The following is a 22,456-nucleotide window of genomic DNA, read 5'->3' as shown; positions in this document are numbered from 1 at the left end:
CTTGATTTTCACGCCGGACGTCAGCCGGGAGGACGCCGAACTCATCGCCCAGGGACTGGGCCACAAGACCGGCCTGGACAAGCCGATGAAGGACGACCAGTGATGGGCTCCCGATTTCGCACCGGGCTGGGCGCGCTCGCTGCCGGGCTTCAACTGGCTTCCACCTCGGCGCAGCCGTTTCAACTGCCCACCGCCAACCGGGCCATTTTTGAACCGGGCGGTGAGGAACGATTCTTCGTGCCAACGGTCGGCAAAACCTGGGAAAGCGGCACGTTCGGCGCCGTGCGCAGCAACGGCTATCAATTTCACGAAGGCCTCGACATTCGCTGTCTGCAACGCGACCGGCGCGGCGAACCGACCGATCCGGTCATGGCCAGCGCCAGTGGCACAGTCGCCTACATCAATGCGAATGCGGCCCTGTCGAATTACGGCAAATATGTCATTCTGCGGCACAACATCGAAGGGCTGGACGTTTACACGCTTTACGCGCATTTGAGCGAGGTGCGGGCGGGGCTGCGGCCGGGCAGCCCCGTGCAAGCCGGCGAGCCCATCGCCGTGATGGGCCGCACAGCCAACACGCGCGAGGGCATCTCCAAGGAGCGGGCGCACGTCCATTTCGAGATCGACCTGCTCCTGAACAGCCGCTTTGCCGACTGGTATCGGAAATTCCAGCCGGGGCTGCGCAATGATCACGGCGGTTGGAACGGCCAGAATCTCCGCGGCCTCGACCCGCGGCTGATTCTGCTGGCGCAGCAGCGCGAAGGCGCCGCGTTCAGCCTCCTCGCGTTCATCAAGGACCAGACGGAACTCTGCCGGGTGCAGGTGCGCGACACCGATTTCGAGTGGTTGCGGCGTTATCCCCAGCTCACGGTGCGCAATCTGGTCGCGGAAAAGGAAGGCGTCGCGGGCTACGAACTGGTCCTGAACTACGTCGGCGTGCCCATCCGCGTCATCCCCCGGGCCGCGTCCGAGCTGAAGAGCAAGGCCCGCTTTTATCTGGTGTCGGTGAACGCCGCCGAACAGCAAAAGAACCCGTGCTGCAAGCTGGTCACCCAGCGCCGCGGCCGTTGGGAACTGGCCAACAACGGGCAAAAGCTGCTTTCACTGCTGACGTATTAACGCACCCACCGCACTGGCCAAACGGGCGGACTTGGGCAAGGTTGGGAGGCAATCAGGCCCGAATCAAATGCAGCGCCTCGTCCAGTTTTTTCGTTGCCAGCCTCGTCGCCCCGGGGCCAAGGAGCGTTTGGCGGTGCACGCGTTCAGCCTCATTGAGCTGCTGGTGGTCATTGCCATCATGGCGTTGCTCGCCGCCCTGCTGTTGCCGGCATTGAACCGCGCCAAGCAGAAGGCCTGGACGGTTGCCTGCCTGAACAACCTGAAGCAACTGTCCGTATGTTGGCATCAATACGCCGGCGACAACGAGGATGTCATGGTGCCCAACAACTTCGTGTATTACATCACGCCGGGCGGTTCCGGCGGCCCGGCGCCGGGTGAGGACAGCCTGACGTGGTGCCGCTCCCTGGCGCCGCTGGACACCAACGCGATTGGCGAAGCGACGTCCCTGCTGTTTCGCTACAACCAAAGCCCGGCGATCTACCGTTGCCCGGCGGATCGTTCCACGGTGACCGGCCGCCCGGACCTGTTGCGCAACCGCAGCTACAACATGAGCAACAGCATTCAATGCAGCCAGGCGGATCACTATCGCAAATTCACCGAGATTCCCAACACCGCCTCGGTCTTTGTGTTCATCGACACGCACGAAAACGACATCTGGGATTCCACCTTCGGCATGTTCGCGGCGGGAAGCCCCTGGCAGGATTACTGGCTGGACGTGCCCGCGGACCGCCATCAGCGCGGCGCCAACCTGTCCTTTGCCGACGGGCACGTCGAACGTTTCGGCTGGCGCGCGGCGAAGGACGGCTACCTGCTCGGCCAGCACACGGCCAATGCCGACGATCTGGCGGATTTACGAAAACTGCAACAGCACATCAAGGAGGCTGATGGCCACTGAGCGCCGGCCGGCGCGGGCCAGCTCAATTCCACTTGCACCGCTGCGCCGCGCCGCTAATCCTCTGCGCCGCAAATGAACTACAAGATTTCGCAACGCGCCGCCAGCCTCTCCCCTTCCCTCACGCTCGCCATCGATTCGAAGGCCAAGCAGATGAAAGCCGCGGGGGAAGACGTCGTCGGCTTCGGCGCGGGGGAACCGGACTTTGACACACCGCAGCACATCAAGGACGCGGCGGCGCAGGCGCTGGCGGCCGGCTTCACCAAATACACGCCCAGCAGCGGCATCCCCGAGTTGCGCCAGGCCATTGCGGACAAGTTCAAGCGCGAGAACGGGCTCACTTACAAGCCCAGCCAGATCATCGTTTCCAGCGGCGGCAAGCATTCCTGCTTCAACGTCATCATGGCCACGTGCGAAACCGGTGACGAAGTGATCATTCCCGCACCCTACTGGCTGAGCTACCCCGAAATGGTCAAGATGGCGGGCGCCACGCCGGTCATCCTCCCGACCACGGACAAAACGGAATTCAAGGTCACTCCGGAACAGTTGCGGGCCGCCATCACGCCGCGCACGCGCCTGTTCATCCTCAACTCGCCGAGCAACCCGACCGGGTCGGTTTATTCGCCCGCCGAGGTGAAGGCGCTCGGCGACGTCTGCGTGGAGAAAGGGGTGCTCATCATGAGCGACGAGATTTACGAGCACCTGACCTACGACGGCGCCCAGGTGCAGAGCGTGGCGACGTTCAGCCCCGCGCACTTTGAGCACACCATCATCGTGCATGGCCTGGCCAAGGCGTGGAGCATGACGGGCTGGCGCCTGGGTTTTCTCGCCGCGCCCGAGCCCATTGCCAAGGCGATTGACGCCATTCAAAGCCACAGCACGAGCAACCCCACCAGCTTCGCGCAAAAGGGCGGCGTGGCGGCCCTGAACGGACCGCAGGATCATCTGCCCAAATGGCTCGCCGAATTTGACAAACGCCGCACCTACGCGTGGCAGAAGTTGAACCGCATGCCGGGCGTCAGCTGCGTCAACGCCAAGGGCGCCTTTTACCTCTTCCCGAACATTTCGCAGCTCGGGCTCAAGTCGTCGGAGTTCTGCGCCCGTTTGCTGGAACAGGAAAAAGTGGCCGCCGTGCCGGGCATCGCCTTTGGCGCGGATGACTACATCCGGCTCAGCTACGCCACCAGCATGGCCAACATTGAGAAGGGCCTGACGCGCATGGAGAACTTCTGCAAAACCCTGGCGAAGTAGCGCACGGCGGCGCGGGAAGCCGGCGACGCGCGACATTTTAAATAAACCAGCGCTGCGGGGCCCGCCTGACGAAACTCAGATGCCGTCGCGAATGCGGACGAGTTGATGCACGTCGGACACGGAGATTTTCCCGTCCCCGGGATGGCCGGTGCGGGCGATTTGCGTGACCGCCTCCACGATGCTGGAAACCTGCCCGTCCTCGACGATCATGATGAGCAGTTTCTTGGGCACCAGCCCGACCTCCATGTTCGGTCCGCGCCGGACCTCCTCATACACTTCCGAGTGGCCCGGCTGACGCCCGAACCCCAGGCTGTCCACGACGGTAACGCCGCCGACCTGCATCTTCACGAGTGCGGTCAGCACTTCGACCAGCCGGTGCGGCCGGATGACTGCTTCGATTCGCTTCATATCACGCTTCTCTACGAATGCCCAAGTTGCGTCACACCGACGGCAGCCGGCATGAAAAGAAAACTCCTCCGGCCGGCTTCTGAGGGCGGGCCGCCCGCTTGAACGTCATGCGCCTTGGGCGGTAAACACACGACAACCAAAGTGGCTCATCCTATAGCCATGGAACCCGCCAGACTCAAGCCCCGACTCGAAAGTTTGCGAGAAATTTGCCGGCGCCACCGCATCGCGGCGCGCGCGGCGAGTCCGGCTAATCCAACGCTTAAGCAAACCCGCTTCAGTAGGGCCCGCGAATGTGGGCAGCCACGTGGCGCTCGTAAAAATCAGCAAGGCGCGCGTGCAGTTCCGGCGGCAGTGGCGTCAATGCGGAAACCCGCGCGTTGGCTGCGGCCTGTTCAGATTGGCTGGCGCCGGTGATGACCGTGGAAACAGCCGCATGATCCAGAATCCAGCGCTGGGCCATTTCCGCCATCGTCCAGCCGGCAGGCACGAACGGCTGCAGCGCCTCCGCCAGTTCCACCCCTTTCTCAAACGGCAAGCCCGCAAACGTCTCGCCCACGTTGAAGGCCTGACCGTCGCGGTTGTAGGTGCGGTGATCCTTCGCCGGAAACTGCTGGCCCCGGGTCATGCGCCCGGCCAGCAGGCCACTCGCCAGCGGCAGCCGGACAATGATGCCCACGGACTTCTGGCGGGCTTCCGCAAAAATCTCCCGCCGGGGCTTTTGTCGAAAAATGTTGAAGATGATTTGCAGCGAGCACAGTCCCGCCTGCGCCAGGCAGACCCGGGCCTCGTCCATGGATTCGACGCTGGCGCCAAAATGTTTGATTTTCCCTTCGCGCTGCAGGCGACGCAACCAGTCGAAAATTTCCCCGTGCTCCAACACGACGGGCGGCACGCAATGCAGTTGCGTGAGATCCAAAGCCTCCACGCCGAGCCGTTTGAGCGAAGCCTCTGTGGCAGCCCGGACACCGGCCTCGGTGTATTGGTCGGGAAACAGGTCCGGCATGCGGCCCAGCTTGGTGGCCACGAAGAAAGGGCCCGGCCGGCGTTTGAGAAACTGGCCGATGAGCGACTCGCTGCGCCCGGCGCCATAGACATCGGCAGTGTCGAAGAAGTTGACGCCCGCATCGGCCGCGGCGTTCAGGATGGCAAAGGCGCGGGCGTCGTCGAGGGAGCCCCAATCGGCGCCGCCCAATTGCCAGCAACCGAAGCCCATTTCTGAAATCTGAAAGCCCGCTGTTCCAAAAGCACGGTGGTTCACGCTGCTAACATAGGGAAAGGCGCGCGCGCCGTCCAGCGGGCGCCTGGAAAAACAAACCGGCGGGCCGGAAAATCCGGACCGCCGGTTTTGGCCCTCAAGCCAGTCAGTGTTGCGGCGCCGCGCCCGCCGGCCCACCCATGCGATGCATCATTTCCTGCTGCATGAGCGTCATGATCGAATCGTATTTCTTGTAGCCGGTCGGCGGCTCGAACTGGCTCGTGGCGGGCTTGTCGAATTTGACGTGGTTGAACACCAGCACCACGTCCATGTCGCGCTCCGTGGTTTCAATCTTGACCGGAAACTTCTTCAGGTCGGTCGCGTTCCAGACGGTGTATTCGTGCTGCTTGCCCTCCTTGTCGGTGACCGCCACCTTGTTCTTCACGCAGTCGTGGGTCCCGACGGTTTCCTTCCCCAGTTCGGTCACCTTCACGTCAAAGTCCGCGGCGTTCTTGGTGTCGCTCAAATTCTTGACCTGCATTTCGGCGTAGGCCTTCAGGTTCGGGTATATCAGGCACAGCGATTTCTGGTCGGGCAGCGACAGGGTCACGAGGCTGTCCATGCCCATTTTCTTCATTTGCTCCGCGACGCCGGCCGGAATGTTACCGCCCTTGATGTCGGTCATGTTCATCTCAAAGCGGGATTTGCCTTCGAGGTAGGCGAGTTTGCCCGGCATGGAAATGTCCTGCCCGGACTTTTCATTTTTGGCCTGCATCTCGATGTCGGCGGTGAAGGCGGGATTGTCGCTGAACAAGCGCGCCATCGCGCCCGAAAAATCCGGTCCCGAGGGACCGCCACCACCCATTTGGGCGGGCACTGAAATCAGACTGGAGAAAAACGCCGCCAGGGCGAGACAGGGAATAATTCGTTTCATGTTGTTAGGATTGCCCCGCAGGGATAGCCAAAGCGCGAAAAGTTGCGAGGAAAATCAGCCGCGCATCCGGGCGTAGGCCGCCAACGCCACCTCCCGCGAAATGCTCAAACTGACGAGCGGCGCCGGATACGTCTGGCCGAGCCGGACGCTCGCGCGGGCCAGTTCGGCGGCCGGCGCGGCCCAGGGTTGATGAATCCAGGCCGCCGGCAAGCCGGCCAGTTCCGGCACCCAACGGCGCACGTAATGGCCTTCGGGATCAAACTTCGCGCCCTGGCTGACCGGGTTGAAGACGCGGAAGTAGGGCGCGGCATCGGCCCCACAGCCGGCCGTCCACTGCCAGCCCAGCGTGTTCTGCGCCAGGTCGGCATCCACCAGCGTATCCCAAAACCAGCGGGCGCCGTCCGTCCAGGGCAGCAGCAGATTTTTGACGAGGAACGACGCCACGACCATGCGCACGCGGTTGTGCATCCAACCCGTCGTCCACAACTCGCGCATGCCGGCATCGACCAGTGGCACGCCCGTTTGCCCGCGCTGCCAGGCCTTCAGCCAGTCCGCATTGGGCTGCCAGGGAAACTGGGCAAACTCCGCCCGCAACGGTTCCGTGGGCGTATGCGGAAAATGATACAACAAATGATGCGCAAACTCGCGCCAGCCCACCTCCGCCAAAAATTGCGAATCACGCCAGCCGCTTTCTGGGGCGGACTTGCCGCTGGCCGGCGACGCCTGCCGCAAGGCGTGCCAGATCTGTCGCGGCGAAATTTCGCCGAAGTGCAGATGCGGCGAGAGCCGGGACGTTCCGACCAGGTCGGGGCGATTCCGATGCTCCGGGTAGTCCGCGAAGGCGTCGCGCACGAAGCGGTCCAGTTGGGCCGCAGCGCCGGCGGTGCCCGGTTGCCACGCCTCCCGCAAACCGCCCGCCCAGTCAATGACAGGTTCCAACGCCAAATCCGCCAAGTTCAACGAGGCCGGCCAGCGCGCGGGCGACGGCCATTGATGAGGCACCGCCAAGGGCACTTCCGGTTCCGGCAGCGCGAGACAGTGCCGCCAAAACGGCGTGAACACCTGAAAGGGCTTGCCCGCTTTGTTCTGAATCTGCCACGGCTCGTGCAGCAGTGCGGCATTGAAGCTTTCCACCGTGATCCCCGCACCTTTCAACGCGCCCTTGAGCTGGGTGTCCCGCTTGACGATGGCGGGCTCGTAACGCCGGTTCCAGTAAACGGCCTGTGCCCCCGTTTCCTGAAGCAGCGCGCGCAAGGCTGGTTCCGTCGGGCCGCGGCGCAGCACCAGCCGCGCCCCCAGCGCGTGCAAGTCCGCCGCCAACGCGCGCAACGAGTGGTGCAACCACCAGCGCGACGCGCCACCGGGCGGCCATTCGCCCTCCTCTTCCGGCGCCCAGATAAATACGGGAAGCACGGGCTCGCCACGCTGCAGGGCAGCGGCCAGCGCGGGGTTGTCGGCCAGTCGCAAATCTTGACGAAACCAGAGCAAGGTGGGCATGGCGCGCGAATGTTGCGTCACTTTTGATGCGAGTCAAATGCACCCGGCAGCCGGACAAAAAACTCTTTGTCATTTGGAGGAACCCGGGCGAGAATGCCGATGTTCAACCAAGACCTTGAACGGTGGACATCCGGTTTGTCCGCGGTGCGGGTCTTAACCAGTAAATACAAGCATGAAAAAGTTGGTCGCATTAATGGCCCTCGTGGCCTTCACGTTCGCAGTCCAGGCCGGCGCCGGCGCCGACAAGAGCACCGACGCGAAGAAGAGTTGTGACAAGGCCAAAACGGAAGGCTGCTGCCCCGCCAAGAGCGGCAAGTGCCCCGCAGGCGGTGACAAGGCCAAGACCGCCGACAAGAAGAGCTGAACCGCTCGATAATTCATTTGCCCCGCGCGACGCGTCGCGCGGGGTTTTTTGTTGTCCGCCCGGGCGGCTGTTACAAGCGTGAGACGAGCAACTCGCGCTGCATGATGAACTCTTTCGGCAGATGGCCGTAAACTTTCAGGAATAGTTCATCCTGCGAAATCACTTCGCGCCGCCATTCCTCCACGTTCACGTTCATCAGCTTTTCCCAATCCTCTTCGTTGAACCCCTTGATGCCCGTGAGATCGATGTCGCGTTTGGTCGGCACCCAGCCCAGCGTGCTTTCATGCGCCCCGGCCCGCCCGTGGCAGCGGTCCACGATCCACTTCAACACGCGCATGTTTTCGCCGAAGCCGGGCCAGAGGAAATTGCCGTGCTCATCCTTGCGGAACCAGTTCACGTGGAAGATGCGCGGCGGGAACTTCAGCTTGCGGCGCATGTTGAGCCAGTTGTGGAAGTAATCGCCCATGTTCAGGCCGCAAAATGGCTGCATTGCCATCGGGTCACGCCGCACCTGGCCCAGCCCGCCCACGGCCGCCGCGGTCATTTCCGAACCCATCGTGGCGCCCACGTAAACGCCGTGGATCCAGTTGAAGGCCTGGAACACGAGCGGCATGGTCGTGGCGCGGCGGCCGCCGAAGATGATGGCATCGATTGGCACACCGTGCGGATTTTCGACCTCGGGATCGAGCATGGGGTTGTTGCGCATGGGCGCCGCAAACCGGCTGTTGGGATGCGCGGCCTTTTCCTTGGACCCTTTGACCCACAGTTCGCCCTTCCAATCCAGGCATTCGTTGGGTGGCTCCCCGTCCTTGCCTTCCCACCAGATGTCGCCCCCGGCGGTCAGGGCCACGTTGGTGAAGATGGTGTCCTTCGCGATGGTCTTGACGGCGTTGGGATTCGTCTTGCTGTTGGTGCCAGGCACGACGCCGAAGTAGCCCGCCTCGGGATTGATGGCGTAGAGCCGCCCATCCGGGCCGGGCCTCATCCAGGCGATGTCATCGCCGACAGTCCAAACCTTCCAGCCCTTGAAATGCGCGGGCGGAATCATCATGGCGAAGTTGGTCTTGCCGCAGGCGCTCGGAAAAGCCGCTGCGATGTAGCTCTTTTCACCCTGCGGCGATTCCACGCCCAGAATCAACATGTGCTCGGCCATCCAGCCCTCCTTGCGCGCCAGGTAGGAGCCGATGCGCAAGGCCAGACACTTCTTGCCCAACAGGACATTGCCTCCGTAGTTCGAGCCGACGGATACAATCGTGTTGTCCTCGGGAAAATGCGCGATGTAGCGGCGTTCCGGATGCACATCGAGCATGCTGTGGATGCCGCGGTTGAAGTCGTCGCTCTCGCCCAGTTGTTCGTAAGCCACGTCGCCCATGCGGGTCATGATGCGCATGGAGAGAACCACGTAGAGGGAGTCCGTCACCTGAATGCCCACTTTGGTAAGCGGCGAGCCGGGCGGTCCCATGAGGTAGGGAACCACATACAGGGTGCGCCCCTTCATGCAGCCCTTGAGGAGTCCGTCGAGCTTCACATACATGTCGCGCGGCGCCATCCAGTGGTTCGTCGGCCCGGCGTCATCCTCATTCGTCGTGCAGATGAACGTGCACTGCTCGACGCGCGCCACGTCGTTGGGATGGGAGCGGTGATAATGGCATCCCGGCCACTTCGCAGGGTCGAGCTTGATCAGGATGCCCTTCGCGCAGGCCTCGTGCGTCAACGCGTCCTTTTCCATCTCGGAACCGTCGCACCACCAGATGCGGTCGGGATGCGTCAGGCGCGCGACTTCGTCCACGAAGGCGCGGACGTGCTTGTTGGTGAGCTTCGTAACCCCCAGTTTTTTGGTATGCGTCATGATGATGAACGGATTGCCCCGGACGCCAGCCTAGCGAAACGGACCCCGGGTTGTCAGTCAGGTCCAGGGCGCGGCCCCAGAATTCAGCCCCGCTGACACACCGAATTAGCGGGGCGCACCCGCGTCACCCTTGCCCCGGCGGCGCTCCCGGGTGAGAATGACATGGCGAGTTGAATCGCTTCAAGGCTATGAAAGAGAAACTTACCCACGAGCGTGGCGGGGTTGCCCCGCAGCCTGAGCCGCGTGACGTCAAAGCGACCGAAACGGAATGCAAACCAGTCACCGGCAGCGATTCTCGCATCCGGTTGCGCACCATTCTGGCGCCAGTGGACTTCTCTGCGCACTCAGCCAAAGCGCTTGAATATGTGTGGGCCTTCGCCACCCAGTTTGGAGCGAAAGTTGTGCTGGTTCATGTCGTTGAGCCCACTGTCATTCCAGACAATTTTGGCATCGTCCCGCCGGCCTACGATGAAATGAGCACCGCGCTGACCAAATCCGCCGGCGAACGGCTGAAACGGCTGGCCACGGAACTGGGCCCGCTGCCCGGAGGCGCCAGCACGGTGGTCCGCACCGGCCGCGCCTCGTGGGAGGTCGTGCAATTGGCGGAGGAAATCGCCGCTGATCTCATCGTCATCACCACACATGGCTACACCGGGTTGAAGCATGTTTTGATGGGCAGCACGGCCGAGCTGATCGTGCGCCACGCCCCATGTCCGGTGTTGACGGTCCGCAATCCGGAACGCGATTTCGTGCCCCCCCGCTCCGCGGCGTGACGGCGCAAAATCCTGTTGCGAATGCCGGGACGCGTGTAGATTGTCCGCCGCCAAAGATGAAAGAGCGCCCCGCCACCGCCGCGTCCGCCGAGGAGACACCGTGCTGTCTCGCGCGCGCCGTCGTGCAGGCGCTGGAGGCGGAGCCCACGCTGGAGGCAGTCACCATTGACCGCGCGGAGCAGAAGATTTCCGTCGCCACGCTGGGCCGGACCGATGTGCCGCGCATTGCCGAGCGGCTGACGCACAGTTACGAGGAGGCCTGCGCCGGTGAAGCGTCACAACCCTGCCTGTTGCTCGAAGGCAGGGGGGATTGCAGCGTGTGCGGCCATCCGCTCAGCGCGGACGTGCGCCAGCGGCTCACCATTCGCCACAGCGGGGAACAAACCACCATTGCACGCGTCACCTGCCCCACCGCGCCAAGCTTCTGGCGCTGGCGCGACATCCCCCTGCCCAAGGTTGTCCAGCGCGACGTTGAGTTTCTCGAGGAGGAACACGACGTGGATGAATGGAAGGGCCAGTTGGTGCTGGCCGTGCTGTGCGGCGGGCTGGGGTTGCTCGCGGCTTACGCCGTTCCCGCGGCCTGGCGGACTCCGGTTTTCATGCTCAGTTACCTGGCCGGGGCCTGGTTCCCCGCGGAAGAGGTGTGGGAACGGCTGCGGCAACGCGCCATCGACGTGCATTTCCTGATGCTGGCCGTGGCCGCCGGCAGCGCGAGCATCGGTGCGTGGGGCGAAGGCGCCACCCTGCTCTTTCTCTTTTCGTTGTCCGGCGCGCTGGAACATTACGCGTTGGGCCGCACGCAAAAGGAAATTCGTTCCCTGTTCCACGAGGCCCCGAAAGTTGCCATCGTGCTGGATGCAACCGGCGGCGAACGCGAAATTCCCGTCGCGCAAATCCGCACCGGCATGCGCCTGCTGGTGAAGCCGGATTCGCAATTCCCCGTGGACGCCGAGCTGGCCAGGGGCGCAACAGCGGCGGATGAATCCAACCTGACCGGCGAGGCTACGCCCGTCGAAAAAAAGGTGGGCGACACGGTGCTCGCCGGCACCTTGAACCTGTGGGGCGCGGTCGAATGCGTGGTGCTCCGGCCGGTCACCGAGAGTGCGTTGCAGAAAATCATCAAGCTCATCAAGGAAGCGCAGCATCAGAAGGCACCCGCGCAAAAGTTCACCGACAAATTCAGCACGTATTACACTTACATCGTTTTGTTGATGTCGCTCGGCATGTTTTTCGTCTGGTGGCTGGGTTTCCAGCAGGCGCCGTTCAAAAGCGTCAACGAAATCCACAGCGCGTTTTACCACACCATGACGTTGCTCGTGGTCGCGTCTCCCTGCGCGCTGGTGCTGTCGATTCCCTCCGCCGTGCTCGCGGCCATTGCCTGGGGTGCGCGTCACGGCGTGTTGTTCCGTGGCGGGGCGGCCGTGGAAAAGCTGGCCGAAGTCAACGTGGTGGCGCTGGACAAGACCGGCACCCTGACCACCGGCGAACTGCGCGTCGAACGCGTCGAAAGTTTCCCCCCCGGACGCGAAGCCGAGGTGGCGCAGATCGCCTATTCGCTGGAGCGCTTGTCCACCCATCCCCTCGCCCGTGCCATCACCCGGCACGGCAAACAACAACGAATCCAGCCCGTGGAGTTCGCCCACTTCGAATCGGTCACCGGCCAGGGCTTGCTGGCGCGACGCAACGGCACCGTCTGCCGGCTGGGCAAACGCGACTGGGTAATGGCTGCGGCCGCTGCACAATCCCGGCCGCTTCCTGCCGAAACTGACCACGGCATTTCCGAAATCTGGCTCGCGGAAGGCGACCTGCTGGGGCGCATCTTGTTGCGGGATGACGTTCGCCCGCAGTCCCGCCACGTGGTGGATGAATTGCGCGCCGAAGGATTGCGCTCCGTGGTGCTGACGGGCGATCGTCGCGCCGCCGCCGAGCACCTCAAGCAGGATCTGCATCTGGACGACGTGCGGGCCGAACTCAAGCCGGAAGGCAAGGTGGAGGCCATCGTCCAGCTCACCCGCGAAGGCCGCAAAGTGGCCATGGTGGGCGATGGCGTGAACGACGCGCCGAGTCTCGCCGTGGCCCACGTCGGCGTGGCCATGGGCGCGCGCGGCTCGGATGCCGCCCTCGAACAGGCTGACGTCGTGCTCATGCATGATCGTCTGGAAAATTTTCTCGCCGCCTTTCAGTTGAGCGTCCGCGCCCGGCGCATTATCCGGCAGAACCTGGTCATTTCGCTGGGAACCGTGGTCGTGCTCGTCACGCTCGCCATGTTCGGTCAGATTCCCCTGACGCTGGGCGTGGTGGGACACGAAGGCAGCACCGTGGTGGTGGTCATGAACAGCCTGCGTTTGCTCCTTGGGCAGCGGCCGGCGGCCGTCATCGACGCACCCCGCGATTGAGTTTGACGCGCCGATCCTCCAGGGTTGTGGAATGAATAAGGAGTTCATGCGCGAGGCCATCCGGCTGTCGGTGCAGCAAATGCGCGCCGGCCAAGGCGGCCCCTTCGGCGCCGTGGTCGTGCGCCGCGGCCGGATTGTCGGACGCGGCTGGAACTGCGTCACCTCGGACAACGATCCCACGGCGCACGCCGAAATTTCCGCCATTCGCGCGGCCTGCCGGAAGTTGAAAACATTCAGGCTCGACGACTGCGAACTCTACACGAGTTGCGAGCCCTGCCCGATGTGTCTCGCGGCGATTTACTGGGCCCGGATCAGGCGGGTCTTCTTCGGCAACACCCGCAAGGACGCGGCCGGGATCGCGTTCGACGATGATTTCCTGTATCGGGAGGTGGCGCGCCCGCTGGGCCGGCGCTCGCTGCCGATGAAACAGCTCCTGCGCTCCGAGGCACTGGCGGCCTTCACCGAATGGTCGGCCAAGGCCGACAAAATCGCGTATTAGGAGCGGACCGACACTGGCCGCTTCAAATCGAGTAGTCCAGTGCCCGCTCGTCGTCCACCGGCAGTTTTTCGCGTTCGTAGAAAATGCGGATCTCGCCCTCGCCGTGCAGCAGCTTCTGCGCGCGTTCCAAGGCGCGGCGCGTAGAGAGCGTGGGGTTGGCGTCCGCGGGAAAGACATTCTCCTCGCCGATTTCCGCGAGCAATCCGCTGTTGCGCAGCACCCGGGTGACGTCGGGCCGGCAGCCGCTGATCAGCAGGTGCCGGTTGGTCTTGTGCAAATAATCGTCGAGCGACTGCAGCGCCATGATGGTGGTCGCATCGAGATGCCGCGCGTTTTTCATGCGCAGGATGAACACGCGGATGTTCTCGTCCTCCGCCTGCCGGCGCACCTGTTCCTGAAACAGGTCCGCCGCGCCGAAGAACAGTTCCCCTTCGACGTGAATGATGGAAATCTGCGGCGTGGCCCGCTGTTGTTTGTCCCGCATTTCGATCAGGTGGCCGGTGTCGCTGAACACGTATTCCGCCAGGGTCGGCGTGCTGGTTTTCTTGAGAAACAGCACCAGCGCCACGCCAATGCCAACGTAGATGGCCGTGTCGAGCCGGAGAAACAACGCAGCCGCCAGAGTGGCGAAGAAGACAATCGCATCCGACCGCGTGGCCCGCACGGAAATGCGGATTTGCGGGCGGTTGATCAGTTTGTAACCGACCCGCATGAGGTGGGCCGCGAGCGCCGCGACGGGGATGTAATTGAAAATGGGCGTTACAAACAGCAGGATCAACAGCACCACCACGCTGCTGAGCATCGATGAAAGCTGCGAGGCGGCGCCGGTCTGATAATTGACGGCCGACCGCGTGAAGGACGACGACCCGGGCGGCACGCCGAACAGTCCCGCCGCCAAGTTGCCCGCCCCCATGCCGATCAATTCCTGGTTGGGGTTCAGATGCTGGCCGCTCTTGGCCGCCAAGGACTTGGTGATGGCCGTGGCTTCCAGCATGCCGATGATGGCGATGGCGATGGCGGTATTGGCCAAGTGGGGCAGAATCTCAAATTGATCGTGGAGCGAGGGCAATGCGGTCAACTTGGGCAGGATGGCCGTCAACGCCCCTTCATCCTTCACCATGCGGAACGGGATTTCGGGATGAAACGCCGCGAACACCCGGGCGGCAATGCCGAGAAACGCCAGTCCCAACAGCGCCTCGGGCCAGGTGGGGCGAAACCGCTTGATTCCCTCGAAAATCAGCAGGGTCAGCAGACCGATGCCGATGGACCACCATGAGATGTTGCTGGCCGCGAACGCACTGACCGCGCCCTGAAACGTGCTCAAGAAGGGTTCGCCCGCCGGACTGGCATAACCCACAAAATTATGCCATTGACTCGCGATCAACAGCACGCCAATCGCGGTGGTGTAACCCACCACCACGGAACGGGAGATGAATTTGGTCACTTCCCCAAAGTTGAACATTCCAGCGACGAACTGGGTGAGGCCGATGAGAAACGCCAGATAGGCCGCCAGTTGCAACGGATGGAGATTCAGATCGGGGTTGGCCGCAATCGTGGCCGCCGTAATCAACGAAACCGAGGTCGTGGGCCCAAAGACGTGATGATGCGACGAGAAAAACAGTGCACTGACAAACCCGCCCACCACGACCGAGACGATCACGGTGACCGGCGGCAAACCCAGTATCAGCGCGAAACCAATCGCCTGGGGAATGGAAACCAGCGTGAGCGTGGCGCCCGCAATCAGGTCATGCCGCAGCTTTTCGCGCGAATACCCGCGCATTTCGCGCAGAAACGGCAGGGCAATTCTGGGCCGGAAGGCTTGAAGCATTCCGGAGTCGTTCGCGGGACCACTCGCGCTGTTCATGGAGGGGCGTTATGCCAGACATCGAACCACCGCGGCCGCTGCCCGGTGCCGGCGGGCAACGACGCGCTCTTGAAAACACGGAACCTTCAAACTGTCGGGGCCGTAGCGGGCCGCGCCGAAATTTCCAACATCCGCTCGATGGGCAACCGGGCGCGCTCCAGAACCGGCCGGGGCAGTTCGACGCGCGGCGCGAGGTTCTTCATGCAGTCACGCAGTTTTTCGAGCGTATTCAACTTCATGTATTTGCATTCGCTGCACCGGCAGTTGTCTGTCGGCAGCTTCATCACGTTGAACACCGGCGCGCAAAGGAATTCCTTGCCGGGACATTCCTTCCGCATCCGGTGGATGATGCCCGATTCGGTCACGACCACGAAACGTTTGGCGGGCGAATTGCGACAGTAGGCCACCATCTTTTCCGTCGAGCACACCGCGTCCGCCAGGTCGCGCACTTCACGCACGCTCTCGGGATGCACCACGATCCTGGCGTCCGGATACTGCGCGCGGGCGGCCAGCACGGCGTCGCGTTGGAATTCAACGTGTGCGTAGCAATTGCCCTTCCACAACGTCATCGGCCGTCCGGTCTGTTCCATGACCCATTGACCGAGATTTTCGTCGGGCACAAACAGCAGGTCTTTGTCCTTGGGGGCCGCGTTGACGATTTTTTCGGCGTTGCCGCTGGTGACGATGACGTCGCACAGCGCCTTCACTGCGGCGCTGCAATTGATGTAGGCAATTGTCCAAAAATTGGGATTCGTGGCCTGCAATTTGGCGAGTTCCTCCGCCGGGCAACTCTCCTCCAGCGAACAGCCCGCGTCGCGGTCGGGCAAAACCACGATTTTGTCCGGGTTCAGAATCTTCGCCGTCTCCGCCATGAAATGCACACCGCAGAAGACGATGACATCGGCGTTGGTTTTCGCGGCCTGCTGAGCCAGCCCGAGAGAGTCGCCCACGTAGTCCGCCAGATCCTGAATCTCGGGAATCTGGTAATTGTGCGCCAAGATGATGGCGTTGAGTTGCTTCTTGAGCACGAGGATTTCCCGGGCCAACGCCTCGTTGCGCGGCGAGTGGTCCACCGGGCGGAGGGTCAGCGCGGAAACCGGCTGGGCTGTGGCAGCGGTCGTCATTGCTGGCCAAAAGTAGTGCGCACGGCGACGGGCGTCAATGAAGCGCACCGCTCGAGGCGCACGGCACGAAACAAGCTCAGACAATTTTTGCTTGAGGCATCCGACAGCCCGTCGGATAGTGACGGCAGAAAGCGCGGTTGGAACGTTGCCAATACACGCGCGGCTCTTTGAAGAATAATTTCCCTGCCTATGCACGTGATTCGAAACCACGTCCTTTGACCGTAAATTGCAGACATGGGACACCAAAGTTCGGGTGGTGGCCGACAGGCCTTGACTGGAAGTCGAAATCCGTCCGACTCGTTCCATATATACCAAAGCAGTTCAAAGGAACTGTTGAACACGGCACTGGCGGGGGCTCTTTAGGCGGCGGTGAACGCCACCGCCCAGCAAGCCCGCTGTTCAGTCAGCGGGCTTTTTCATTTGGGCAACCCCGCGGCGAATTGCTAGCGTGCCGGCGTGGCCAGTGACGATCTCTTTGCAACCCCGCCCCCGCCGGAACCGCCTCCCGCCGGCGCCGCGGCGGAGCCGGCGCGGCACCAGCCGCTGGCCGCGCGCATGCGGCCGCGGTCGCTGGATGAGTTCGCTGGCCAGGCCCACATTATCGGCCCGGGCCAGTTGCTGCGCCGCGCCATTGAAGCCGACCGCATCCAATCGCTGATCTTCTACGGTCCGCCCGGCACCGGCAAAACGTCCCTTGCGCAAATCATCGCCCGGCAGACCAGGAGCCGCTTCGAACGATTGAGTGGTGTGGAATCGAACGTTGCCGACATGCGGCGCGTTCTGGCGGGCGCCGCCAACCGCCTGCAAAACACCGGGCAGCCCACGATCCTGTTCGTCGATGAAATCCACCGCTTCAACAAATCGCAACAGGACATTCTGCTGCCCGACGTGGAGAGCGGCGTCATCCGGTTGATTGGCGCCACGACGCACAATCCGTTTTTCTTCGTCAACTCGCCGCTCGTTTCGCGCTCGCAAATCTTCGAGCTGCGCCCGCTGACGGATTCAGATTTGCTCGCCCTGCTCCAGCGCGCGCTGGCCGATGGCGAACGCGGGCTCGGTTACTTGAAAATCAATGCGGAAGCGGAAGCGTTGCGTCATCTGGCGACGCTTTCCGACGGCGACGCCCGCAAGGCGCTCAACGCCCTCGAGATTGCCGCGCTGACCACGCCACCCGGGGTGGACGGCGTCATCCACATTGATCTCGCCGCCGCGGAGCAGAGCATCCAAAAGAAGGCGGTGGTTTATGATGGCGACGGCGACGCGCATTACGACACCATCTCGGCGTTCATCAAATCCATGCGCGGCAGTGATGCCGACGCGGCGTTGTATTGGCTGGCCAAGATGATTCACGCCGGCGAAGACCCGCGTTTCATCGCGCGGCGGATCGTGATTTGCGCGGCGGAGGACGTGGGGCTGGCGGATCCGATGGCGCTCGTGCTGGCCAACGCCGCGCTGGCCGCCGCCGAATTCGTGGGCTGGCCCGAGGCCCGGATTCCGCTGGCCGAAGCGACCATTTACATCGCCACGGCCAACAAGAGCAACAGCGCCTACCTCGCGATTGATGCCGCCCTGGAAGACGTCCGCTCCGGCCGGACGTTGCCGGTGCCCGAGCATCTGCGCGACAAAAACTACCGGGGAGCGGAACGGCTGGGTCACGGCCAGGGCTACGAATACGCGCACAGTCATCCGGACCATTTTGTCCCGCAGGATTATCTGGGCGCCGCGCGCCGCTATTACGAGCCCACCGAGCAGGGTGTGGAAAAGAAAATCAAGGAGCGCGTCGAAAAGTGGCGCATGCAACTGGAGCAGGCCCGCCCGCCAAAACCCCATGGCTGAATCGCCCGAACAACGCAAAGCCGCACTACGGGCGGAAATGCGCGCCTGCATTGCCTCCGTTCCGCCCGCCCGCCGCGCCGCCGCTTCGCAGGAGATCTGCCGCCGCCTGCTGGCACAGCCGGTTTGGCAGCAGGCGCGGCACGTTCTGATCTTCGTGCCCCTGCGCGATGAGCCGGACATCTGGCCCCTGACAGCCGCGGCGAAACGCAGCGGCAAGACCGTTGCCCTGCCCCGCTTTCAGCCTGACACTGGCGGCTACGCCGCCGCGGTGGTGGACGATGCCGCACGCAACCTCGCGCCGGGAAAGTTCGGCATCCGTGAGCCGGCGCCCGACTGTCCCGCAATCGCCCTAAACCGGCTGGACTTGGTGTTGGTGCCTGCGCTAGCTTTCGACTGGCACGGTCGCCGGTTGGGCCGCGGCAGGGGTTTCTACGACCGGCTGCTGGCGGACGTGTCCGGGACAACATGTGGTGTGGCGCTCGATGAACAACTCGTGGCCGACATTCCCGTTGAACCGCATGACATTCTTTTGAACTGCATTCTGACACCGTCGCACTGGCTCATGCTCTGAGCCGGTCCCGGTTGGTAAATGTTTTCGACAATCAATATCTGGGAAGGCGTCGCCGGCTTCGCCCTCGGCGCGGGGCTGATTTATCTCCTGCTGTGGTGGCGGAACCAACGCGCGGCCGCCGTCCAGCGCCAGCAAGCCGAGGCCGCAGCCGCGGCGGCACGCCGCGAAGCCGAGGAACTCACCGCAAAGGCCAGGCTCGCCGCCAATGAAGAAGCCCTCAAGCTGCGCCGGGAGATTGAGGACTCCCTTGCCGCCCAGCGCGCCCAGCAGATCGACCACGACCGCCGGCTCTCCGAACGGGAAAGCCTCATCAACACCCAGCTTGAACGCGTGATGCGCGCGGAAAAGGCAGTTGAGGAACGTGAACAGCGGCTGACCCAACAGGCCACGACCTTGGAAGCCCGGCAGCGTGAGCTGGCCGAACTGACGCAACGCCGCCGCGAACAACTTCAATCACTCTCCGGCATCAGCGAGGCGGAAGCCCGCCAGGAATTCCTCAAGGAGGTCGAAACCGAGGCGATGCGTGACGCCAGCAAGCTGTCCCGCCACATCATTGAGGAGGCCAGGACCCGCGCCGAGGAGAAGGCGCGCTATGTCATCAGCACGGCGATTCAGCGTTACGCCAGCGACCACACCGCCGAGACGACCACGGCCACCATCGCCCTGCAGGACACCGAACTCAAGGGCCGGATCATCGGCCGTGAAGGCCGCAACATCCGGGCCTTCGAGGCCGCCACGGGCGTGACGGTGTTGATCGATGACACGCCCAACGCCGTGGTGTTGTCCTCCTTTGACCCGGTGCGCCGCGAAACCGCCAAGGAAGCCATGCTGCGGCTCATCCAGGACGGGCGCATCCACCCGACGCGCATCGAGGAAGTCGTCGCCAAGGTCAGCCAGGAAATGGAGGAATCCATCGTCCGCTTGGGCGAGGAAGCCGTCGTCAAAGCCGGCCTGCCGCCGCTGCACCCCGAGATTGTGAAGCTGCTTGGCCGGCTGCATTTCCGACGCAGCTACTCGCAGAATATTCTCGATCACTCCGTCGAGGTCGCGCAGTTGATGGGCCTGATGGCGGCGGAACTCGGCGTGGACGTGAATCAAGCCCGTCGGGCCGGCCTGTTGCACGACATCGGCAAGGCGTTGAATCATGAGGTGGAGGGGCCGCACGCCGTCGTCGGCGCCGACTTCGTCAAACGCTTTGGCGAATCCGACGCCGTCGTCAACGGCATTGCCTCACATCACAACGATGTCGAGCCCGTCGGGCCGCTGGGCATTTTGGTCAGCGCCGCAGATGCCATCAGCGCCTCGCGGCCCGGGGCGCGTTCGGAGAACATGGCAACCTACCTGAAGCGCGTGGAAGATTTGGAGCGCATCGGCCTGTCCTTTCCTGGCGTGGACAAATGTTACGCCGTGCAGGCCGGACGGGAACTGCGCGTGTTTGTGCATCCCGACCAGGCCACCGACGAACAGGCCTTCGCCCTGGCCCGCAGCATTGCACAAAAAATTGAAAGTGAACTGCAATACCCGGGGCAGATCAAAATCACGGTCATCCGTGAAACCCGGTGCGTCGAAGTGGCGAAGTAGAGGCCGGCTCAGCGGCCTTCGTTGATCCCGGAGGGCAGACCGTTTTCCCAGCCCATCGGCGAATTCCAGGGGCGGGTTGAAACATTGTCCGATTCCGTGCTGGCGCAACCCGCCAGCAAAGCGAGGGAGGCCAGAAGCAGCAGCAGAGAAAGCAGGCGCATGGGCATGAATTGAACTTAGAAGGCCGGAATCGCGGAATCGCCCTCTATGACCTCGCCCAGTTTCCAGCCCGGAACCAGGTTGGCGATACAACGGTCCTTTTCCACGCGCAGCACACGCACCTTGGCAACCAGTTTGCCGTCGCGGTTGATGAGCAGCTCACCCCGATCCAGCACGCCCTGATCCTGACCGATGTTCAGCACCACGAAGTCCCACTTGGGATCGGAAACCAGCACCTTGCCCTTCAAGCCTTCGGGCAGATGGACGCGATAATCGGGATCGCGGTAGTAGGCGAGATCGTTTTCGAGGTTCTTGACCTTGGTCGAGAGGATTTTGTTTTCCTCCTTGGCGACTTCAACCGCTTCCTTGGTCTGGTTCAATTCAGCGATCATGACCTTGATCTGGTCCACGGGAATTCCCAAAACTTTCCACTGCGCCAAATTCGCCTGCGCATCATCGCGTTCCTTCGTGGTTTTATCGAGCCGGGCAGTCAAGTCCACCGCCTTCTTGCGATTCGTCTCCGCGTCGGCCAAGGCCGTGTCACGCGCTTCTTCGGTGGTCTTGAGCTTGTCCTTGGTCACGGCCAGCTCGGACTTGAGACCATCGCGCTCCTTGGTGGTGGTCCGGAGATTCGCCGTGGTGGTGACCAGTTGATTGCTGGTGGTGTTGAGCGTCTCACGTGTGGTGGTGATGACCTCTTTAACCTGGACGAAATTGACGACCGCAACGGCCAAACCGGCCACGATGGCGACAATTAGACTAATGCGAATCAACATGGTGTGCTGAATTGTTGAAAACCGGTGGGAGCGTAGTCCGCAGCCATGGGGGTGTCAACGCCACTTTCAAGCCGGCGCGCCTGAGAGTGATTGAGGAAACACACCCGGCCAGGGCGCGCTCCGTGCAAATTTGGTGTCCCGGATTTGCCCGGCGCGCCAACTTGTGCATATTGCCGGCCATGAATTATCGCCGTTTTGGAAGGACCGGACTGGCCATGCCGGTGTTGACGTGTGGCGGAATGCGTTACCAGTTCAAATGGCAGGATGTTTCGCCGGCGGACATCCCGGCGGACAACCAGGCCAATCTGGAGGCCACCGTGGAACGCGCGCTGGAGCTGGGCATCAATCACATTGAAACGGCCCGTGGCTACGGCACTTCGGAAATGCAGCTGGGTCGGATTCTGCCCCGCCTGCCGCGTGAAAAGCTCATTCTTCAGACCAAGGTTGCACCGCAGGCCAACGCCCGGGACTTTTACGAAACATTCAATCAATCCCTCGCCTACCTCCGCGTGGAGCATGTCGATTTGTTGTCGTTGCACGGCATCAACAACCGCGAACTGCTGGACTGGTCGTTGAAAAAGGGCGGCTGCCTGGACATGGCCCGGCAGATTCAGCGCGAAGGCCGGGCCCGGTTCATCGGGTTTTCGACGCACGCCAATACGGACGTGATCCTGGCCGCGGTCGAGTCCGACGAGTTCGATTACGTGAACCTGCACTGGTATTTCGTGAACGACCTGAACTGGCCGGCGGTGCAAGCCGCCCGGGCCCGCGACATGGGCGTGTTCATCATCAGCCCAAACGACAAGGGGGGCAAACTGTATGAACCGCCGGCCAAACTGGTCGAGCTGTGCGCGCCGCTGTCCCCCATGCAGTTCAACGACCTCTACTGCCTGGCACGACCGGAGGTGCACACGCTCAGCATTGGCGCGGCACGGCCGGGCGATTTCGACGAACACATCCGCGCGCTCGAACATTATGAGCGGGCCGCGGAAGTCATCGCCCCCATCGAAGCGCGCTTGCGCGCGGAAATGGAGAGGCAACTGGGCCGGGACTGGTGCGCCAGCTGGTTCAAGGGCATTCCCAATCATGATGTGGTGCCCAACCAGATCAACGTCCTTGAAATCATCCGCCTGTGGACCTACGCCAAATCCATCGGCATCGTGAACTGGGCAAAAATGCGCTACAACCTGCTGGGCCAGGCGGATCATTGGTTTCCGGGCGAAAATGCGGCACGCGTGCGCGAAACGAATCTAACCGCCTGTTTGCAGAACAGCCCATTCGCAACGCGCATTCCAGACGTCCTCGCCGAGGCGCATGAGCTGTTTTACGAGAAGCCCGTAAAACGACTCAGCCAGAGCTGACGCTCTG

At 62.7% G+C, this 22,456-nt stretch carries 20 protein-coding genes; 11 read left to right on the top strand and 9 right to left on the bottom strand.

What is annotated here, in order from left to right:
- Window positions 1–102: 102 nt before the first annotated feature.
- From VFV96_09775 to VFV96_09765, 3 genes are all read left to right on the top strand, one after another.
- A complete protein-coding gene (locus VFV96_09775; protein ID HEU5070684.1) occupies window positions 103–1,119 on the top strand; it encodes a M23 family metallopeptidase in 1,017 nt (338 codons plus the stop codon).
- A 67-nt stretch (window positions 1,120–1,186) separates the two neighbouring features.
- On the top strand, window positions 1,187–2,014 hold the full coding sequence (locus VFV96_09770) for a prepilin-type N-terminal cleavage/methylation domain-containing protein (protein ID HEU5070683.1): 828 nt from the start codon (window positions 1,187–1,189) through the stop codon (window positions 2,012–2,014).
- A gap of 72 nt (window positions 2,015–2,086) precedes the next feature.
- A complete protein-coding gene (locus VFV96_09765; GenBank protein HEU5070682.1) occupies window positions 2,087–3,262 on the top strand; it encodes a pyridoxal phosphate-dependent aminotransferase in 1,176 nt (391 codons plus the stop codon).
- A 75-nt stretch (window positions 3,263–3,337) separates the two neighbouring features.
- Here the strand turns inward: VFV96_09765 and VFV96_09760 are convergent, their stop codons facing one another.
- The 4 genes from VFV96_09760 to VFV96_09745 all read right to left on the bottom strand — a co-directional run bounded on the left by VFV96_09760 (window position 3,338) and on the right by VFV96_09745 (window position 7,296).
- The gene (locus tag VFV96_09760; GenBank protein HEU5070681.1) at window positions 3,338–3,670 is read right to left on the bottom strand and encodes a P-II family nitrogen regulator; all 333 of its coding nucleotides are present in this window, start codon (window positions 3,668–3,670) and stop codon (window positions 3,338–3,340) included.
- Between the two features lie 274 nt (window positions 3,671–3,944).
- On the bottom strand, window positions 3,945–4,883 hold the full coding sequence (locus VFV96_09755; GenBank protein ID HEU5070680.1) for an aldo/keto reductase: 939 nt from the start codon (window positions 4,881–4,883) through the stop codon (window positions 3,945–3,947).
- A gap of 148 nt (window positions 4,884–5,031) precedes the next feature.
- Window positions 5,032–5,799 carry a DUF4412 domain-containing protein gene (locus tag VFV96_09750; GenBank protein HEU5070679.1) on the bottom strand — a complete coding sequence of 256 codons (768 nt, stop codon included), beginning with the start codon at window positions 5,797–5,799 and terminating at the stop codon, window positions 5,032–5,034.
- A gap of 54 nt (window positions 5,800–5,853) precedes the next feature.
- Complete coding sequence (locus tag VFV96_09745; protein HEU5070678.1) at window positions 5,854–7,296, bottom strand: deoxyribodipyrimidine photo-lyase; 1,443 nt, start codon at window positions 7,294–7,296, stop codon at window positions 5,854–5,856.
- A 172-nt stretch (window positions 7,297–7,468) separates the two neighbouring features.
- Between VFV96_09745 and VFV96_09740 the strand changes: the two genes are divergently transcribed.
- Window positions 7,469–7,660, top strand: coding sequence for a hypothetical protein (locus VFV96_09740; GenBank protein ID HEU5070677.1), 192 nt, complete (start codon window positions 7,469–7,471; stop codon window positions 7,658–7,660).
- Between the two features lie 70 nt (window positions 7,661–7,730).
- Here the strand turns inward: VFV96_09740 and VFV96_09735 are convergent, their stop codons facing one another.
- Window positions 7,731–9,509, bottom strand: a complete 1,779-nt coding sequence (locus tag VFV96_09735) for a phosphoenolpyruvate carboxykinase (GTP) (GenBank protein HEU5070676.1) — start codon at window positions 9,507–9,509, stop codon at window positions 7,731–7,733.
- A gap of 188 nt (window positions 9,510–9,697) precedes the next feature.
- Here VFV96_09735 and VFV96_09730 point away from each other — a divergent pair, with 188 nt between their 5' ends.
- The 3 genes from VFV96_09730 to VFV96_09720 are packed head-to-tail and all read left to right on the top strand — an operon-like array spanning window position 9,698 to window position 13,177.
- A complete protein-coding gene (locus tag VFV96_09730) occupies window positions 9,698–10,282 on the top strand; it encodes a universal stress protein (protein HEU5070675.1) in 585 nt (194 codons plus the stop codon).
- A 56-nt stretch (window positions 10,283–10,338) separates the two neighbouring features.
- The gene (locus VFV96_09725) at window positions 10,339–12,678 is read left to right on the top strand and encodes a heavy metal translocating P-type ATPase (protein HEU5070674.1); all 2,340 of its coding nucleotides are present in this window, start codon (window positions 10,339–10,341) and stop codon (window positions 12,676–12,678) included.
- Window positions 12,679–12,709: 31 nt separating this feature from the next.
- Window positions 12,710–13,177: a nucleoside deaminase gene (locus VFV96_09720; GenBank protein ID HEU5070673.1), complete on the top strand. Its 468-nt coding sequence runs from the start codon at window positions 12,710–12,712 to the stop codon at window positions 13,175–13,177.
- A 22-nt stretch (window positions 13,178–13,199) separates the two neighbouring features.
- Here VFV96_09720 and VFV96_09715 read toward each other — a convergent pair whose 3' ends face one another.
- Both VFV96_09715 and nadA read right to left on the bottom strand, forming a co-directional pair.
- Entirely contained in the window at window positions 13,200–15,005 is a 1,806-nt protein-coding gene (locus VFV96_09715) for a SulP family inorganic anion transporter (protein HEU5070672.1), read from the bottom strand.
- A 122-nt stretch (window positions 15,006–15,127) separates the two neighbouring features.
- On the bottom strand, window positions 15,128–16,165 hold the full coding sequence (gene nadA, locus VFV96_09710) for a quinolinate synthase NadA (GenBank protein ID HEU5070671.1): 1,038 nt from the start codon (window positions 16,163–16,165) through the stop codon (window positions 15,128–15,130).
- Window positions 16,166–16,720: 555 nt separating this feature from the next.
- On the opposite strand from nadA, the gene VFV96_09705 reads away from it, so the two are divergent.
- From VFV96_09705 to rny, 3 genes are read left to right on the top strand one after another with little or no spacing between them, the layout of a single operon-like run.
- Window positions 16,721–18,001, top strand: a complete 1,281-nt coding sequence (locus VFV96_09705) for a replication-associated recombination protein A (GenBank protein ID HEU5070670.1) — start codon at window positions 16,721–16,723, stop codon at window positions 17,999–18,001.
- Entirely contained in the window at window positions 17,994–18,572 is a 579-nt protein-coding gene (locus VFV96_09700; GenBank protein ID HEU5070669.1) for a 5-formyltetrahydrofolate cyclo-ligase, read from the top strand. The genes VFV96_09705 and VFV96_09700 overlap by 8 nt, the downstream gene beginning before the upstream one ends.
- 18 nt (window positions 18,573–18,590) lie before the next feature.
- The gene (gene rny, locus VFV96_09695) at window positions 18,591–20,153 is read left to right on the top strand and encodes a ribonuclease Y (GenBank protein ID HEU5070668.1); all 1,563 of its coding nucleotides are present in this window, start codon (window positions 18,591–18,593) and stop codon (window positions 20,151–20,153) included.
- 8 nt (window positions 20,154–20,161) lie between these two features.
- On the opposite strand, the gene VFV96_09690 is transcribed toward rny, so the two are convergent.
- Window positions 20,162–20,314, bottom strand: coding sequence for a hypothetical protein (locus tag VFV96_09690; GenBank protein HEU5070667.1), 153 nt, complete (start codon window positions 20,312–20,314; stop codon window positions 20,162–20,164).
- Window positions 20,315–20,329: 15 nt separating this feature from the next.
- Window positions 20,330–21,088, bottom strand: a complete 759-nt coding sequence (locus tag VFV96_09685; protein HEU5070666.1) for a hypothetical protein — start codon at window positions 21,086–21,088, stop codon at window positions 20,330–20,332.
- Window positions 21,089–21,267: 179 nt separating this feature from the next.
- Between VFV96_09685 and VFV96_09680 the strand changes: the two genes are divergently transcribed.
- A complete protein-coding gene (locus VFV96_09680; protein ID HEU5070665.1) occupies window positions 21,268–22,449 on the top strand; it encodes an aldo/keto reductase in 1,182 nt (393 codons plus the stop codon).
- The last annotated feature ends 7 nt before the right edge of the window (window positions 22,450–22,456 follow it).

The sequence above is a fragment of the Verrucomicrobiia bacterium genome (assembly GCA_035765895.1).
Taxonomy (GTDB): domain Bacteria; phylum Verrucomicrobiota; class Verrucomicrobiia; order Limisphaerales; family DSYF01; genus DSYF01.
This window is presented reverse-complemented; position numbering and strand designations above follow the sequence as displayed.